This is a genomic window from Anabaena sp. FACHB-83 (genome assembly GCF_014697485.1).
GTDB lineage: Bacteria > Cyanobacteriota > Cyanobacteriia > Cyanobacteriales > Nostocaceae > Nostoc_B.
In genome coordinates, this window is the sequence record NZ_JACJRY010000055.1 from 1 (window position 1) to 18,193 (window position 18,193).

An 18,193-nucleotide genomic window follows, 5' to 3' on the forward strand; every position below is an offset into this window, starting at 1 on the left:
GTCCTAAGTTATACATGATGTCTTACTCTATCATGTATATACATGGCTGATTGGCTGATTTTTCAAGATTTTTTTCTTATCCCGGTTTTCTGTTCCGTTGCTACTCACGCCCCTAGACTTGTTCCCAGGATTAAATCTCTACGCATTTTTAGAATGATGTTACTTGAATTAAATTAGTCTGAATTTTTAGCTATCTTCTTCAGTAAGCGCGTTACTACCCTTCACTGCCGACCGCCAGACTATGAAGCAGTATGCGTTCAGTCTTGCACATAGTGCGAAAATTCATGTCATTGTCGCACTATGTCGCAACAAGGGAGGGGGAGGGGTTTGAGAAGTATTTGTCAGATGATTTACAGTCAGGGAGAGCGATAGGGAGAAATTTCCTGCGATGAAAGTGTAAGGATTGACGAGTCAGTACGTGATCTGACGGTCAACGAATAGGGTGTTGACAGTAACGAACACCACTATCCATCTTTTGGGGGTTAGGGTGTTCCAGGGTGTGTTTATGAGGAGTAGGAAGTCAAATAGTTGATAGCAATATTGCTATCGCTATTGTCTGTACTTGCTTATCTATTCCGTTTGATAAATTGTCGTTATCAAGCTCGTGATATCAATTTTGAACAGCAGCCCTTGGTGACAAATTTATTTGCTGATTTATCCTAGAAGAAATTTTCATAAAAAGTTGATTGCCGCTACCAGTTGCGTTCTTCAAATTCTTCTATTTCCAACTCACGTTCTAAGTCTTGCTGTAGTGATTGTTTCATTCTATTTGCAAAGTGCCGAACGCGTAAATTTTCATCTTCTAACCAAGAAGAAATTTCTTCTTGGCGTTGTCTAGGGTGATTTGAAAATCCTCCAACAATTACTCCTGGTGTTGAGTTAATAGAAGTACGAATATAACTCAGTATACTTTCATCATTTGTATTACAAATAATTTCTCGACTCAAAGAGTAGAAAAGTTGACCACTATTAAAAACACGCAAAATTTTAGCTACTGCATAAAGTTTCTGAACGTCACCGGATTTTACCCACTCCATTAAAACCCTGTATAAAGGCTCTGATAAACTACCAGCAATTTCCTTTAATACTTTGGGAGCCTTATATAACCAAACATCCCCTCGCAGCATCCAGTCACGCACTCGACGCAGTATATTAGAATATTCATTACTAGATTGTATGCTTTTTGCAACACGAGAATAAGGTAAATGAATTGCCTCATAATACTCACTTATTCCATGCTGTTCAGCTTGAATTATAATTCGGCGTTCTATAAAATCTATAACATTCATGGGGTCAATTTTACCCATAATAGCTAAACACTCTTCAGCAGCATGGTCTAGGCGTAAAAGGCGTTCAAAGTTTTGAACAATGTTTAACAAATCATCAGATGTTATGAACTTCTTCCCCCATCCATCTTGAGAATATTTAAAAGACCAAGATAGAACTTCTGCTACACGCAGTAGGACATTTTCATCACTACGATTAGCAATTATTTTGAGAAACTCAATTGAACGTAGTGGATTATGTGGTGCAAACCGCAATATAAGCTCAAGAATTTTTAAATCAACTTGTGAAGATTGCTTAGTTATAAGGCAGTATAAAACTTCCCACTCTTTATCCTGAAATACGCTCCAATCTAAAAAATGATAACTACCTGCTACAGCCAGCCAAAGAACCAGATCATCACTATCAACCCATGACTTTATGTAAGACCAAGCTACCTCTAGATTACTCCGATATAATCCTCCAATTACACGACCAAGTTGCTGTTTGATAGTTAGATTATCAGATAGCACCTTCTCAACCATTTGCTGTGCAAGTTCGGGATGTTTTTCTCCCAGCTTATAAAACAAAGTTTCAGACCAACATCTACTAATTTCATCAGAAATTGTGCATTGGTATACTATCATCTCTAATTCACATATTGCCTTTTCTATTGTTGTAGAATAAAGACATTCAAGATAATGTTTAATTGCCTGTTGATGACGTTCTTCTAATGCTTCAAAATCTAGGTAGTCCTCCTCTGAATCATCCCACGGTTTATTCCTAAATAATGCTCGGTATAATTGATATAAGTTATTATTTTTTAATTGCTGACTTAACAGTTCCAATTCATCTAATTGGTGACGGCTAAAGTGTAGTGCATCCCGTATCCACTTTGATACAGCATCCAATACAGGCAATTCAGCGTTAGGAATCACTACATTTAAGAAAAACTTTACTGTGTTTTGACAGTCAGGTTTTAGCCAAGCCCAAGTTTCTGATGTTACTTCTCTAAAATCGGTTGAAAGAGGTAATAATATTCCTAATTCTAGAGATTTGATAATTTTTAATCGCTCTGGTAAGCTAGATGCTTGACTATATGCTTGGTATAATATTTCTAAAGCTTGTTCTCGAACTTGGCGTAAAGATTTAGATGGTTGTAAACAACCACGCTGTATAATTATTCGCATATACTTGGTGGGATCTTGTTTTGTATTATCAACCACCATATTGAGCATAGATTGAATCAGAGAAATACTCAGTTCTAAGTTGTTTGTAAAATCTTGTTTTAGCCACACTTCTATATTCTTAAGAAGCGTTAACTGTACATCATATAATTTATTGACTTTAATCTCAGCAATTTCAACTAATGCTTTACTTGCTTTATCACGAACATTAGCATACTCTGTTGCTAATGGTCGATATCTAGCCAGTTTGTGCAGGTAAACTATAGAAGATTGCAGACTTCCTAAATAGGTATAACGAAGAATTTCTACAGCTTTACTCAACACCCAATCGTGTTTGATTTCCCATTTATACCCACCAAAACTACCCTGATAAAACTCAGCAGGCTTGTCAGGTTCATCCACGATCTCTGCTACGAGCGACAGTGCATCATCGGAACGCAGATAAGCTAAATCTTGTAGCCATTCCAAAACAGACAGTCGAGTAAGGTAGTCTCCTTGAATTAAGATTTTACGCAATTCATCTAATTTGCAATCTAGTAAAAGACCAGCCTGAGTCTCTCCTTTAACTTCTGCTTCTGCTAAAGTTGTCAAAATTTCTTTAGGTTTTAATTCAAAAAATGGTTCAATAATTTTCTTTTGATAGTCTGCTTGTTTAGTCTGGAAGAAGTGGTGAAGCAAAATATGGTCAGCCAGAACTTCGGAGGTAATCTTTATAGTCTTCCAGTAACGTTCGACTATACCAGCTTCCACTAATCTAGAAATTACTCGGTCTTCATCAGATTGCGAGATATTCACAACTTTTTGAACTTTCTTTCGTAACTCCTGATTATTTAGATCCATTGTCCCTAAAGCCGCGAGAATCTCCAGGTAGTTAATATAGCGATCGTCACACCCAGATTCAGATAACTGGTGGATGATTTCATTCAAAAAGTGGGTAAGTACTTGCTCACGGTTGAGATTTATGACTGACTCACCACGCTGAACTAAACAAGCTGCGACACCAGCAATTAGTGGATCTCCTTTGGCAATACGAACTAAAATATGACGTGTATCATCATGTGTAATTTCATAGGGTGGGGTTTGTAAGAGTTTGTCTATATCAACGTTTTCTAAAGGTTTAACTTCAATTTGGCTGACTTGATAGCCAGCCAAATAACCCAATTTGTCGGTGACTGAATCTTTGAAAACGCTGCGTGTAGCTAAGACAAGTGTGACTTTCCCAGCTAGTGCGGAATTTACCAAAATTTCACCCAATTGGTGTAAAAATCCAAAGCGGTGAGCATCATCTACAACGATTACATGACGGCTGTTACCATCCAAGGAAGCTAGGTCATTCTCTATAGACTCAGCTCGAATGCGAACGTACCGCAGAGACGTTCCACAGGGAATAATTTTAGGAAGCTCTAACAAAAAACGGGTTTTGCCAATTCCCCCAGATCCATGCAATACAATCACTTCTGTTGATTCATTGAGGAGGGATTTAATTTCGGTGAATAGTGCGTCCCGTCCTACTAAAACTTCCGAGTAGCCAGCAAGCTTTTCTGCTGCTGTTACTGCTAATTCCGCGAATTCGCTGTGTGTGAGTAAGGCGGGAAGCTTAAACGATTTCAAAACATCTTGAACAATTTCAGAATAATAATTATTGGTGATAAAGCTGATATTTTGTGTATTGTTATTACCTTGAATTACTGTGTTATTATCACCTTGCACAACCCGGTTATCATTACCCTCAACTACTCGGTTTTGATTTTCATACACTACATTTTGATGTGCAGAACTATCAGCCTGCTGCGTGGGATTTACATCAGGCTGTTGTGGTTCCAAGTTCTCAGGTGGCTGACTCATAAATCAGTTCTACAATCCCAACAAATGAGAACCTGCCGCCGCTCCCAGCCAGCTTGCAATTTTCACAATAATGGGCTTGGCTGTTGTCCAAATTTTCTTTCCTGCCTCTACACTCTTGCTAGTTTTTTCAAGTGTTTCTGCCACACCTGTTAAACGGTCTAATGCACGTTGTTTATTTGGTTCTTCTTTTTCTGTGGCTTTCTTAGCGGCACTTAAATCTTCAACTAATTCTTCTTTGGTATCGGCTGGTAATTCTGCCCCTTTAATTAAAGTTTCGAGTTGAGCCAGTAACTTGACAACATCTTCTTTAGTGAGAGATTCAGAGGTTTCTGCACCCACTTGATTTTGTTGCATTACTTGATTGTTATCACCAAGGACAGCCTGATTATTGTCTCCTTGAACTGCGCGGTTGTTATCGCCTTGAACATTATTGACGTTGCCGCCTACTGAACCACCAATTGAAAATCCACCAGGGTTGTTTGTCATAGTACCTGCATTTATATTAGTTTCTTGTGTTTGTTGGTTATTGTTGCCCTGTGCAGCTTGCATCCCACCATATATGTTACTACCACTGACGTTTTGAGAAATTCCGCTACTAACATTGTTGATATTAATATCGCTCTTATTATTAGGCATTATATCTCCTGCTAAATTACCATATACATGAATACTTATTGTTCGATTTTCATCCTCACCTAAATCTATTTGTAAATCACTCAGATACTTTTCAATATGATAGATAAATGGCTTGACAGCACTATGGTTAAATTTACTTACAACTTTATCTATACCACCTATATAACCTTCTTTAGTTGCAGCTAGATGCCAATATCCATCGCTATTATTGTAGTAATTTTGCAATCCATATTGAAGTAGCTGATATGTAAAAGTTATTTCCGATTCAGGTGAATCGTCAGGAATATGATATCCTAGTCCCGAATTCCCTATATTACATATAGATTGAATATCAAACTCTTTGGTATGACTTTTTTTGATAAAATCACTGATAATTAAATCTTTATCAATAAAATCAATAAATCTTTTAAGATTTTTCATTCCTTCATAACCTGATGTATTTAAAAGACGAGTTGCATACATCCGAAACTCTCTTGATTTTTTGCTAAGTTGATTTTTATTTATTTGAATTTCTTTCTCCATTTCATCTCACTCCACAACACGGACAATAGATACCAATTACTTGATGAATAGGTCTAGTTTTGACATTAATTTGGCAACATTTCAGGATGTATGTCTCTAATTCTTCTTTTTCAAACAGGGTTTTTTCGGCTTCCATTTCTAGTGGCCTACCAGCTTTAAACTTGATATGCTTATTACTTGTAAAGTTTCTTTCTAACTCTTTAGCCCATTGATTAATTACAGACTTGGCATAATTTTTAGCAAGAATTTGAGCTTGTTCAAAGACTTCATCTGTTAGAAATTGGTTATGCTCATGTCTCAGCCCACAATACGGACAAAATATTTCGATAATATCTTCTCGTTCAAAATCTGCAACTGTAAGTTTAAATTTGTCTTCACAAAAAGGGCATTGAAGTGTAACAAAGCCATCATTATCGCCAGGAACTGTTATTGTGAAAATTACTTCACCCATATCAATTGATTATTGCTGTTATAAGTTATACATAAACGAAACCAGCGATGAGATGAACCGCAATACTACCCAATCAAACATAATTAATTATTGTACTGAATAGATAAATTACAATCGTTTACGTAAATTAAGACCTGTGTAGATAAACTTATCGCAAACAAAGTATAGTGAACATAAATAATGTTACACCCAATAAATAGGTAATTATAAAGCTTTTTGGCAAATTTAGAACAATTGTATTAGTAGGATTAACCGTAACTAATAGGTAGTGTTTATGCTACAGCAACCATTGGTTAAAACGCTGACAGGATAGTGAGCGCCAAAAAAACTTACTTATCAGCGTTTGGCATGGGGAGAATTTTTTGTCCCAGATCCGGGACAGGGTTTTGACTTAGACTATCCCTGCGGGGCTTGGTTGTATCTTCCTAATCCCGCCTGAACTCCATTTGCGCGAAGTGGTCTTGCAATAGTTTGTGGATGAAGCGGTAGCGGCCACCAACACGCTGGAGAAATAACCGCTCGGTGCAGTAGTTGAGGAAACGGGCGTAGTTCCAGGGGATGTAGCCATTAAAGCAAAGAATTACGCGCAAGACAAAGTGTTTAATTGCAGGTGAGCCACCACATTGTGTTATTACAATAAATATTCCACAAGGTAATCCAATCATTGTTAAAATATGAATTAAATAGTTTACCGTATCAATTTCAATTGATATAAAAAGTAAAATTCTAGATAATAAGTTAAAGGATATAATAATCATTATTAATACAACAACAGCATTGATAAACGATTGATGAATTCCTTGATTAGGAATAGTTCTATTTTCAATTGACAGTCCATAAATACTAGCATTTAAACCAAACACAAGTCCACTTATCAGTCCAAAAATTATCAAATTAATAAGAGAAAACAGTACAGAGTAAATACCAAGACTAGGTAGCATAAATACAAGTAAAAACGGTAAAAAGAACAAAAACGAAGCAGGTACTTGATGTTTCAGAACCTCAAAAAAAATACCTAAAAAGATAATTACAGAGAATTTTAGATTTTCAACAGGTTCAATTTTATCTTCAGTTGAGTTAGTATCCAGTTTATTCATCAATGCAAAAATCAGTCCAATTAATACACCAATCGACAATCCATTAATTAAAGTAGAATTCCCATACACTAAGCCAGAAAGAATTCCATAACCTAGACTAAATGTGACACAATCTTTAATTACATTATAAATAAGTTTTTGATTTTTAGGTTTCAACCAATATGGCTGCATTTCTTCAATTAAAAACTCTGTTTTTGATTCTCGCTGCATTTGTTTAGCTAACCAAACCAGCCACAATTTAGTTTGCTTTGGAGTAGGAGGTTTTTGCTGAATATATCGCGCATCGTCAGGTTTTACTGATAATCGTCGGATGTACTTATCCAGAAAAAAACGAAGACGATATTTAATAACATATAATTCCTTACTAGGTTCTCGGTTGAACATCTGCTGCCGCCAGTAAGCATCAAACAAATGCTCAATTCTTGCCTCCATATTCTCTAACCGTTGCCAATCTTCGATTGATAACTCCTGCACTGATAGCACAGTTATACTCAAAAAAAGTGGCGTTATCATCAAATTTAATAAAGTCTCATCCTGCTGTAAAGTCTGCCAAAATTCTACTCTTCCTACTGCTTCAAAATATTCCGATATTTGTATTTTATTGAGTTCCCGTAAGCAAATCGCTCCATTCAGATGAAGATTACTGCTGTAGTTCCTATATTCCTCACTCCGACTACAAACAACTAGATAAAGTGGTTTATTTTCACTTGCTAAAAACTGATTAATTAACTGGACACAAAGTTCTTGACGCTGTGGCTCAAGTTCATCCAGACCATCAAGCAATGGTAGTAATTGATGATTGTCTACCCATTCTTTTCCAAGTTTATTTGAAACACCATATTTAGATTTAAGTTCAGCTACTAACCAATCAGTTATAGATTGTCGGTCATTTTTCCAAGAAGATAAGTTAAATAAAACTGGAACGGGATATTCAGGCTGTTCTTCTGCACGACTAACTAAAGCTTGAGCTAATTCTAATTGTGTAGTCGTTTTTCCAGAACCCGGATTACCTAAAATTAAAAGTTTACCTGCAATTTCTTCTGACTCAAAAACTGACAAAATAGTTGTGGTATCTGGGAGAGGGACAACAGGCTTTAAACCAATTTTTATCTCTGCATCCCAAGGGCGTTTTACCTGCTGAGGTTGTGATTCTTTCCCCAAATTAATCAGCACGGCATTGTGTAGAGATTGCCTTAACCGCGCAGTAACTTCTTCTTTGACTGATGCTAATAGTATCCGTTCATTCTTTGGTCGAGCAGGGTTGCCTACTGGGGGTGTCTGCTGCCCAAGAATTAACTCCTTGATGGTTAGCATCAAGTTGTTATTACCCTGATTTTGGATATTATCATTACCTATTGCAGCCTGCTGTCCATTACCGAATGTTGAATTATCAGCCTCCTGTCTTATACCAGTTTCAGGCAAAGATGCTTGATTATCGTCAGGAGACTTCGGCTGATCCATAGTAAAAATTTAATAGAATAAATAAAATATTTTCCACACTAAGACCAGCAAAATTTATTTTTAACTGGTCTGAGGTTTTTTAATTCAACTTAATAATTTATTGATTGTTTTTATTCCAATCATCTAAAGCAGCAATGACAAAGCTGGCTGCGGGATGACTGAGGGCTTGTTCTAGAGCCGCAGTACCACCAGCCCTCAACGCGCTGATTGTTTTCTGCATTAAAGTTGGGTTATTTTCAATGCGTTGCGTGGCTTCTGTTGCCAGTGCCATTTTTCCTGCCATTGTATTAGTAGGATAAGATTGGCTCAATTGCTCTAGCAATGCCTGAATTTCTGCTGCGGCTTCTGCAAGGTTTTGTTTTTGTTCTGGTGAAGAATAAGTGGTTGAGGTTTGCACGTTGTTATTACCCTGGGAAGCTTGCATCCCACCAGACACATTACCGCCACTTACATTTTGGGAAATTCCACCAGGATTATTAGTCATTGTATTTACCTTTTCTATTTGGGTGCTTGAATAAAAATTAGGCCGTTGTAACGCTTGATTAACAAAATTTTCTAAACTACGAATTCTGCTATCTTTCTCTTCTAGTAGTAATTTAATTTCTCTCTCTGGCAAACCTTTTATCTCATTGTAAGTGTCAAAATATTCTGCACTCAGTTCAGACTTATCAGCCTTTGCTGCGGTTTTAGCACGAAGTAAAAACTTATCTTCACCCCGCACTTCCATTCCGACAATTCGCAGGTCAGCATCAGGGTGGTTCTCTGCTAATTGCTTAAAAGAAATTGCGATCGCTCTGGGGTCAACGCCTTGATTATGGTATAGGTCGAGTGTGTCGAAAATTGGTTGAATGAAATCACCAAACTCCCCATCCGCAAACACCTCCTTGTAGTTATCTGGCTTACGAAGTGGGTCAGGATTTTCTTTAGTGGGCAGCCGCATATAAACGTATTCACACCGCACGCCATCAAATTTTGTGTCGGTGGTAATTCCCCAATCTTGAATGTATGCTCCAGTGAGCGTAGCTCCCGTTAAATCAGTTCCATTAAGTTGCGTTTGTACTAATTTCGCCCTGGATAAATCTGCGTCTTGTAAATTGCTTTGGCTTAAATCTGCACCAATAAAACTTGCATCTACCAAATCTGCCCCTTGAAAATTTACTCCTTGCAAATCCTCACGGTCAAAATTCTTGTCTTGTCCCTGACCTGTAACTAGCACACTTACCACTTGTGCTTTTTGCAGGTAAGTTGTACCTGGACGAACACGGTCAAGTTTTTTAGTTTTATGAAAACAGGTGCGAGTTAAATTAGCTTTTCTAAAATCTGTACTTTTAAGTGTCGCTGCGGTGAAATTAGCATCGGTTAAATCACAAGAGCGAAAGCTTGCACCACAACTTGCTGCAAAAGCAACAGCAATGTTCCGAATCGAAAAGTATTTTTTATCTCCCTTCATTGCTCTCCAAGCAATGTAAGAACTAATTAAAACTTCGGCTCCGGCGACGGCTCCGGCGAAGACGACGGCGACGGCGGCTCCGGCGACAGATCCGGCGACGGCGGCGACAGCAACAGCGACAGCGAAGGCTCCAGCAACAGCGACGGCTCCGGCGACAGATCCAGCGACGGCGACGGCGGTGACGGCTCCGGCGAAGGCGATGGCTCCGGCGACAGTGAAGGCTCCGGCTCCGGCGAAGGTGAATGCTCCAACTCCGGCTCCGGCGAAGGCTCCGGCTCCGGTGAAGGCGACAGATCCGGCGACGATGAAGGCGACGGCGACGGTGACGGCGAAGGCTGAGTTGAATCCTTGGCGAAGGATGACTAAAAAAACAACAATTATTACTATTAAGGCAGTCCAGCCTCCAACCTGATTTTCTAGGCTTGAACTGTCAAATATATAGGTTATTAACACTCCAGCAAAGGCTGAGAAAAATCCTGAAACTCCAGACAGCAACCACGATACACAAAGTAAAAAAATAGCCCAACGCTTTTGCAACCCAGCAGTAGCATGACTAAAGTTTGCACCCCGCAGATTCGCCCCTGTAAAATCAGCACTCCGAATATCTGCGCCAGTAAAATTTGCACCCTCAAGGTTTTGACCTTTGAAAGAGCGCCCTCTGAGATTATGACCGGAGAAGTCCTGGGGCATGGTTGGGTGGAGCATCCAAATTTGTTTTTTGGATACAGATATACCAGAATAATCCCGTAATTACAACGCTTTAAAGCACATTTATATTTTCGTAAAGCCAGTTTTTATACTTTTTCAAGAAGATAGAGAATTAAATCCCCTACTTAACCTTCTCCATCTCCTGGCCTTGAAATCCTTCATTAACAACAGAAGCATAGTCAAGATAACCAAGCATCGACCCTTTTTTGATAGCTAATTGAACTACCTCAATGTCGGTGGTCTTGAGCATATAAGAATCAGCACCATAAATGAAAGCCGAGTCAACTACTTCTTCGTCAGTTTGATTAGTAAGAATCACAACTTTACTATCAGTTTTCTTTTTGATAGAGCGAGTAAATTCTAAACCACTCATATCCGGTAAGAATAAATCCACTAACACAACATTAGGCTTATTCTGCTCAACTAACTGAAAACCTATTTTTCCACAATTCGCTTCACCACTAATCTTGATATCTGGAGTTTGAGCCAGAGCAGTCTTGATACCCAAGAGCGTGAATGGTTCTTTTTCAACGATTACTATTGTTAGCATGATGCTGGTTAATTATCTAATAAAAACTGGCTATTGATTGACTGATTTATTATTGATGTCTTAAGGACACCATCTAGACACCAAGTGTCTAGATGGTGTCTAGGGTGGTCTCTGCTAGTGTCTATGCTGTATAAGGGTTTTTCGCTTGGGTGTCTGTGGTGTCTGGAGTAGGCGTGTCCACGAAAAAAGGGCATTTTTGGGGCGAGACACCGGACACCAAAAGCAGTCAAATTTGATTGAGTTTGATAATACCCTCGCCTATCCATTCAGCCATACCTGCCCCCACAATTTCATACATCCAGCCCTTGATTTGCTCCACAGAAAATCTTTCTGAGTTGACTTTAAAGTTGCCTTTGAACTCTCTTACATCAGCTTCAATTCGCTCAGTTCTGGTGAGATATTCATACAACTTTTGTGCCATTGGTGATAATTTATTAGGCGTTGATTTGATATCATCTGCCTTGCTACCAAGATTAAATTCCAGTTCATAAATGCGTTCTAAAGTGGCTTTATCTATGGGTGGAATTGGAGTAGATTCTAATGTTGCAGCGTCACTAAAATCAGATATTTTAGTAGTCATTTTGGGCAGAATAACATCAAGCCACTCGTTAGAACTGTCGAGTTTTACCTTAGCTCTACCCGTAGATTTTGGCTGTAGTGTAATCGGGTCAACTTCAGCCAAACATTCAACCTGAAGCATCTTAGAAACAAGGTTATAAAGCCCTTTAATCCCAAATAAACAGGTCTGGGTATTGTTGTGAGCAACCACAGTTAAAGGCATTTCTTGTTTGCGGCTTTTGGTAAGTGCCAATTTGCCAAACTTTGATAGTAATTCCTCATCTTTAATAAAATCTCCGTAGGTGGTTGCCTCCTCACAAATTAGAGATAAAGCTTTGCCCTCAGACCACAGTTTCTGCCGCCATTGGTCTTCACTTAAAGATGAGTTATTGAAAGTTTTTAAGCGTTCTTCCAGTTCTTTAACGTAGTTACGGATCTGTTGTTCAATCTCGTCCCAGGAGTGATAACTTTCAACCCCTCGCCACTCTGCGCGGTTGCTGTCCGGGTCAAGGACGATAACTCGGTAGCCTGCCTGTTTTTTCTGTTTAGCAACGTAACGAGCCAGCCATGATTTACCGCCGCCTTGGTTGCCCCATATCAGGGCAGTTTGTTTGATGAGGTTTTGCACCCATGCGATTTTATTGTCCTGTGGTGCGATTGCTCCAGGCTCAGAGCCAGTAACTTTATCGCTAGGGTCAATCGTCCCCTGTAAAGTCTGGCTACCTTGCAAGTACGGCGTTTTCATCTCGCGCAATTGCTTAATGTAATCTGCCTTCTGTTGCTCGGTCATGCCTGCGGTTTGCGCCTCAAAGATAGCGTCGGATGCCTCCATTTGGGTAACTTCAATTTCCGTGTGGGCGTAAATCTCCGCTTTTTGAATGTCAACAGTGCGATCATTAGCGATTAGATCCAAGTCGGCTTGTAGTTGAACTTCTGCGAGCGCAACATCTCGGTAGCTCTCCAACAACTCGGAACGAGCGGCCATCTCTGCCTTGGCTGCATCCCGTTTTTGGGCGATGTCTTCAAAAACTGCTTTCTGCTTCTCCTCAAACTGGCAGTGCCTCAGCATCCAGCCAGCAAGCGCAAACCCCAGGAATCCCCCAAACGCCCAAAACGCTTTATATGGGTTAGTCGCTTTCACTAAGCCATTAACGCCCATAGCTGGGTCACGCACTACTTGAGAGGGCATTCCTTCTAGCTTCCACTGCTCCCAGTAATGGGGGGTCATTCTGAAAGGGCGATTATTCTTGTCGTTACATTTCAGTGTTTTCTGGGGAGTCCGAACACAGAAGTAAATGCGATCGCTTGATTCCCCTTTCCATGCCATCGCCGCCGATCCAATGCCCACAGTTAAACTTAGCCCAATTGCCACAGCTTTCTTGTCCATTGGCAATTGACCAAACCACAACATTAAACCCGATTGTTGCGACTCTGATAACTGTTTATGTTTCTCAGTTAAATAATTCATTTACCTTTCTTGCCCCCAAATAAAAAAATCATTAATATCGCTATAACTATCGCCACGCCTGCACCACTCAGCCAACTGGAATAATCCGCAGTTTTGGGCTGATACATCTTTTCAATTGAAGTATTAGCTGTATCACTAGAAGTTCTCGCTTCATTCCATTCACTAATCGGGTCAGAAAGCGCACACAATAACGCCAGTGATGCACTGCAACCAGTCATTAAATTAGTAACGAAATTATTAAACCCTTCACCTGTTGCAGTGGCAGTAAAGTAGAGGTGTGCAGTACCCACAGCTAGGAACATTCCAACTGGATGAACTTGCAACAGATGAAAAGTGAAAATAACTGCACTGTTTAAGCAACTGCCAGCGACAATTTCACAGGCATTACCAGCACGTCTAAATGTCCTGCCTCTGTTATTTTCTGGTAATGCTTGCGGTTCTTCTCGTTGCCGTTGTTCTTGTTGTTGTGTTTGTGCCAGCCCTTCATACAGAAAAGGGCTGACGTTAGTTGATGAATCACTTTTTCTAACTAACATCAGCCTTACCTTTTAACTAATTACTTATCTGTCGCCCAACTTCTGCCACAAGTTACCCAACATTGCACCCCATCCTCTAACGGTTCCGGTTGCAGAAACACTTGATGTTGGTGCAGAATTTTGGGATTGAAATGGGATAACTTCTGGCGGTGAAGAGTTCGGCTCTAATGCCCTTGTCCCATACCTTGCACGGGCTAAAAGTTGTTGGCGTTTTTCTCTCAAGCCTGTGGTGATGGCTTGCCGTTGGGCTTGCACAGTTTGTCTGTTTTCTATGCTGCTAATTTTGTTCTCATGTCTCCACAATTCTGCTTGTAGATCATGATGTAATTGGGCTGCAACTTCGGCTAGTCCGTGCTTACGTTTTTGGTCAATTCGCAGCAAGTCGGCTCTATCTTGGGCATCTATCTTACTCATCTCTGAATCAAATTCCGAGTTAAGTTTGCGAATTTTGGCGATCGCCGTCGCTACATGAGAGCCGTATTGTTTACGAAGTTCGACCCAGGTAACTTGTCCTTTGGTCAACTTTTCCATCGCCTCAAAGACTACCTTGGCGTTGTCTAAAAATGGCTCTAATCTATCACTCAACTCTTGGGCATTATTGGCGTAATCGGCAAACTGTTCGAGTTTATTTATATCCGAAAGATAGCCGAGAATATCAGACTCAAATCCGCCCCAAGTTTGCGCTTTTTCGTCGATGTGGGAACTATGACCAACTACCGGATTACGTATTGCAAAGTCCATTGTGCGGTTCTCCTTAGCGTTGGTATTTGAGTTGATTAATTAATGCTTCCGCCAGTCCCAGGTGTTCGCCTATTTTGACTCGTTTATGAATACTTTGGACAATTGGAGAGACTGTTGAAAGTGCCTCTACTGCTGCTGAACCACCTTGAACATTTATCTCGGCACTCAAGAGATTTTGGACGACCCCATGTAACAGCAACAGTTTTTCTACCTTGCCCAGTTGTTCAAGTGTGCTGCCGTACTGTTGCTGAAGCTCATCTAGGTAGGAACCATCTCCTGGCATAGTGCTTGTGAAATACCCAACTGGTTTATTCATTCTTGGTAAAATCCTTGTGTAGTGTATTCTTCATGGCGGAGATACATTCATCGGTGGGTGCGATTGCTTGCTTTGGTCGGCGGTGCAATCGCTCTCCCCATCATTGAAAAAAACCTTCTCTTGAAACATCAACAGTTGAATCTGCGGCTGTCCATTGCAGTGTGTTGAAAAACTGGGTGACATCACCCAAAGTTACATCACAATCAAAATTCAACTTTTGATACTGTGGATGCTGCCGAATTTGGGTTACTAATTGTTGGGCTTGTGCAATCAATTCTGGCAGTGGTTGAGTGTTCATAATTCACCTCAAAAAATTGATAATTGCAGTGATTCTTGACTGATAACACTTGCACTAGTTAACATCCCTGAGACTTCATAACAGCGCGAAGTTACAGCCTTGTGATTGAGTACTAAATCAGCTTTTTTTTCGTTGTCCGGCTAGAGGTCGAAAGTGATATTTTGGATGCTGGATTGTCCCTGTTTTATAGAGGTACTGATAGAGGCTTCTATCTATTTGGTAAACCTTTGAACTGGTTAGTAGGTTTGAGTCGTAGACTAGATTTAAGTTGTTCATGAAGCTACTCCCTTAAACTGGCTGGCCATGTTTGCTAGTCCAGTCTTATTCGGTTGAATTGGTGTAGTATTCGGCATTTGAGTTTTTGGAGATGTCTGCACACCAATACCACCTTGAAATATCAACTTTTCTACTGCTGCTGATAGTGCCTGTGTTGGTGCATCTTGAGGAATACCAAACATTTGGCACAATTCATAAACTGCTAAGTACGAGATGCTTATACGCCGAGATTCGTAGGACTTTATATCTGACACTTGTTTATACTCCTGTGGAAATTTCTGTTAATAGCTTTAAGCCAAAAGCATTGATAAATTGCGGATTTTCTAAAACCACGAATCCCAAGTCAGCCAGATTTTGATCTACTACTGGCAGGGAAACGCCACCACCCCAGGCGACAAGGTATTTGGCTCTGTCTAGGTAATTGCTGGAGGTGACAAAGTTGGCGAATTTCTCAATGCGATTAGACCACCATTCATCTAGACACTGGGCATATTCCTTTTCAAATTTCTTGCCCGTCAGGTGATTACCTCCATAAGTAAAAGTACCTTCTAAAATGCCTCGATTAACCAAGCTGGGTGAATGTTTTACGTCCTTAGAAATTAGACTTATTGGGTCGTTGCGTTTGTCGAGTGCTTCGGCAATCATTGAGTGCAGTTCACCGGCTCCACCTTCAATCAGGTGTCTGTTAATCACTGCACCGTTGCCGTTGAATACGGTAATTAACCAAGTGGATGAACCGATATCAAGGGCGATAGCAATTTCTGATGGGTCAAGGGCTAGGGTTGGTTCACCAAATAAACAATGAGCAATGCTGCCATAACCCTCTGGATAAATGCCTGTGACTACGATGGATACTGTCTTGGTGACAACAGAACGATTAACGGGGTGTTGATGCTGAAAGGTGTGGACACCTTGAACTCGGCGTTTAATTTCTTCTCCCCAGCGTTCTGGGTTGTGGTTGCTCAAGCTGATTTCTAGCTTCATCCCCGATGGGATGTTCAGAACTGCTAAGTCTGCAAGGATGCTTTCTAATGCCAGTTCTGCTTTTTTCGCCTTATCTTCGTGCAGTAGGATGTGGTCACTTTGGGCGATCGCCGCACTGCCCCAGAAGAATTGCGTGTCTTTTAAATCCAAACGCTTCCCTTCGACATAATGCACCCATGCACCATCTTTCGATATGGTTTCGTGGTGGCGAATGTTGCGGTTACGAACTAATGAGTACGCAGCAGGCATCATGATACAAAAATCACCATAAATTGCCTTGCCATACCCCGCACCGGGGTCTTTACCTGCAATTAGGGCAGTTAGCCCGGAATTGGCAAGCTGATCTGCTTGAACTAGCCAATTTGTGGCATTGGCGTATGTGGAAGTCATGGTTCTGATGGTTGGTAAAAGTCTTTAATTATCTGGCTTTGGAGAATTTATCGGCTGAATTGCTTTAAATCCACACATCCAGGTTTTGGTAAGCCTAAACATCACTTTCTGGCTTCTATTGCCTTTGTTGGGTGACTGTTTTTGGCTCTCATCACATCATATCACATCATGATGTGATGAGAGATGTTAAAATTATCTGTAATAGGATAAGAGAGCATATCATGATGTCAGATGAGCAAACGAGTTCTGACTTAATGAGCAAAAAGTTAAATGCTGTAATTCCAGATGAAACTTGGGAGGCACTAGAGCAAATTGCAAATGAAGAGATGAGAACTAAAAGCCAAATGGCAGCTATTCTGCTCAGTGAAGCGATCGCCGCCAGACGTAGCAAAAAATCGAAATCTCAAAAACCAGAAAAAACAGAGGAATGAGTGATAACGTCCAACCAAAAAACCTACTGCTAGTCCTGAATACAGAACTTAATAAATGGTTATTGGTTCAAAAATGTAGGTCAAGCATTACGATCAGTAAAGTTTGTGCTGATTTCACATCATTATTAATTTTTAAAGTCGCCAATGACTACTGTGAAAGAGCCACCAGTAAATTTTCAACTGCCACTGCATAACGAAGCGGCGTTAGAGTGGCTTAGGAAAATGAAAGACTACCAGTCTACCGTTGCTATGGCAGCTGGTAGTGCTGCACTGTTAACTGGGGGTTGGATTCATCCCTTTGGATGGGCAGCTTTTGTATTGGCCTACAAGCCCTTGGTGATCACTCAAAAACTGGCGCGGTTGGAAAAATTAACAACCATGCTTTGGGAAGAGTTTAAAAGCGAAGGAATACAAGTCTTCCCATTTCCAGGAAGCGAGGACAACCATATCGACTTGTTTGTGAGATTTCCACGAACCACTCACTTGTTTATCTCAATTCGCTCTCTTGGAGATCGGGAGGTAGTCTACAACGAAGCAAAAGAAGTTCTACAGGTTAGAAAGAAGAATAAGTGTGGCTTGACCACTTGGAAGCCTTGCCCACTGCTGGAGTTGGCTGCTTATGAAAAGTGGCTCAACAAAAACCGAGATCAATTCTTCATGACCTCTCGTGAAGCGACAAAAACGCCAACAGCAAAAGTTTTGGTCTTATGGAATCCTACCAAGCCAGCTTCTAATCTTAATGAGCATCTCTATTCTTCGGTAGGAAACATGAGGATTCTGGCTCTCAGAAGAAAAGGCACTATGTTTGTGATTTCACAGGAGGAAGTAATCGAGTTTGTTAGGGCTTGGTTAGCCCAGTACAAGTAGTCTAAAAACTGAAAACCCCTTGTCCAGTGAGGACAACAGGGTTTTCAAAGCTTATTCATTTGGAATTGGGGATTGGGTGTGGAACCTAATAATATCCCTAATAGTAATCTTATCAAACCTTTTGGAGTATTAAGGCATTGTAACACTGTCACCCTCCT

15 protein-coding genes are annotated in these 18,193 nt (G+C 40.3%); 2 read left to right on the plus strand and 13 right to left on the minus strand.

The window, feature by feature from the left end:
• Positions 1-692: 692 nt before the first annotated feature.
• From H6G79_RS31670 to H6G79_RS31730, 13 genes are all read right to left on the minus strand, one after another.
• Positions 693-4,295, minus strand: coding sequence for a hypothetical protein (locus H6G79_RS31670; RefSeq protein ID WP_190594464.1), 3,603 nt, complete (start codon positions 4,293-4,295; stop codon positions 693-695).
• A gap of 9 nt (positions 4,296-4,304) precedes the next feature.
• Positions 4,305-5,453 (minus strand): hypothetical protein, encoded by a 1,149-nt coding sequence (locus tag H6G79_RS37065; protein WP_242048666.1) that lies wholly within the window; start codon positions 5,451-5,453, stop codon positions 4,305-4,307.
• Between the two features lies 1 nt (position 5,454).
• On the minus strand, positions 5,455-5,904 hold the full coding sequence (locus H6G79_RS31680; protein ID WP_190594463.1) for a TFIIB-type zinc ribbon-containing protein: 450 nt from the start codon (positions 5,902-5,904) through the stop codon (positions 5,455-5,457).
• 425 nt (positions 5,905-6,329) lie between these two features.
• Complete coding sequence (locus H6G79_RS31685; protein ID WP_190594462.1) at positions 6,330-8,462, minus strand: NACHT domain-containing NTPase; 2,133 nt, start codon at positions 8,460-8,462, stop codon at positions 6,330-6,332.
• Positions 8,463-8,559: 97 nt separating this feature from the next.
• Positions 8,560-10,617, minus strand: coding sequence for a pentapeptide repeat-containing protein (locus H6G79_RS31690; protein ID WP_242048668.1), 2,058 nt, complete (start codon positions 10,615-10,617; stop codon positions 8,560-8,562).
• 124 nt (positions 10,618-10,741) lie between these two features.
• Positions 10,742-11,170 carry a response regulator transcription factor gene (locus tag H6G79_RS31695; protein ID WP_190594461.1) on the minus strand — a complete coding sequence of 143 codons (429 nt, stop codon included), beginning with the start codon at positions 11,168-11,170 and terminating at the stop codon, positions 10,742-10,744.
• 226 nt (positions 11,171-11,396) lie between these two features.
• Positions 11,397-13,196 (minus strand): hypothetical protein, encoded by a 1,800-nt coding sequence (locus tag H6G79_RS31700; protein ID WP_190594460.1) that lies wholly within the window; start codon positions 13,194-13,196, stop codon positions 11,397-11,399.
• Positions 13,193-13,732, minus strand: a complete 540-nt coding sequence (locus tag H6G79_RS31705; RefSeq protein ID WP_190594459.1) for a hypothetical protein — start codon at positions 13,730-13,732, stop codon at positions 13,193-13,195. The genes H6G79_RS31700 and H6G79_RS31705 overlap by 4 nt, the downstream gene beginning before the upstream one ends.
• A 24-nt stretch (positions 13,733-13,756) precedes the next feature.
• A complete protein-coding gene (locus H6G79_RS31710; RefSeq protein ID WP_190594458.1) occupies positions 13,757-14,473 on the minus strand; it encodes a hypothetical protein in 717 nt (238 codons plus the stop codon).
• A 13-nt stretch (positions 14,474-14,486) separates the two neighbouring features.
• Positions 14,487-14,789, minus strand: a complete 303-nt coding sequence (locus H6G79_RS31715) for a hypothetical protein (RefSeq protein WP_190594457.1) — start codon at positions 14,787-14,789, stop codon at positions 14,487-14,489.
• Positions 14,790-14,889: 100 nt separating this feature from the next.
• Entirely contained in the window at positions 14,890-15,087 is a 198-nt protein-coding gene (locus tag H6G79_RS31720) for a hypothetical protein (protein WP_190594456.1), read from the minus strand.
• A gap of 272 nt (positions 15,088-15,359) precedes the next feature.
• Positions 15,360-15,617, minus strand: a complete 258-nt coding sequence (locus tag H6G79_RS31725; protein WP_313934708.1) for a hypothetical protein — start codon at positions 15,615-15,617, stop codon at positions 15,360-15,362.
• Between the two features lie 4 nt (positions 15,618-15,621).
• Entirely contained in the window at positions 15,622-16,737 is a 1,116-nt protein-coding gene (locus H6G79_RS31730; RefSeq protein WP_190594455.1) for a ParM/StbA family protein, read from the minus strand.
• 221 nt (positions 16,738-16,958) lie between these two features.
• Between H6G79_RS31730 and H6G79_RS31735 the strand changes: the two genes are divergently transcribed.
• The gene (locus H6G79_RS31735; protein ID WP_242048670.1) at positions 16,959-17,168 is read left to right on the plus strand and encodes a ribbon-helix-helix domain-containing protein; all 210 of its coding nucleotides are present in this window, start codon (positions 16,959-16,961) and stop codon (positions 17,166-17,168) included.
• A gap of 144 nt (positions 17,169-17,312) precedes the next feature.
• Positions 17,313-18,035, plus strand: a complete 723-nt coding sequence (locus H6G79_RS31740) for a hypothetical protein (RefSeq protein WP_190594453.1) — start codon at positions 17,313-17,315, stop codon at positions 18,033-18,035.
• The last annotated feature ends 158 nt before the right edge of the window (positions 18,036-18,193 follow it).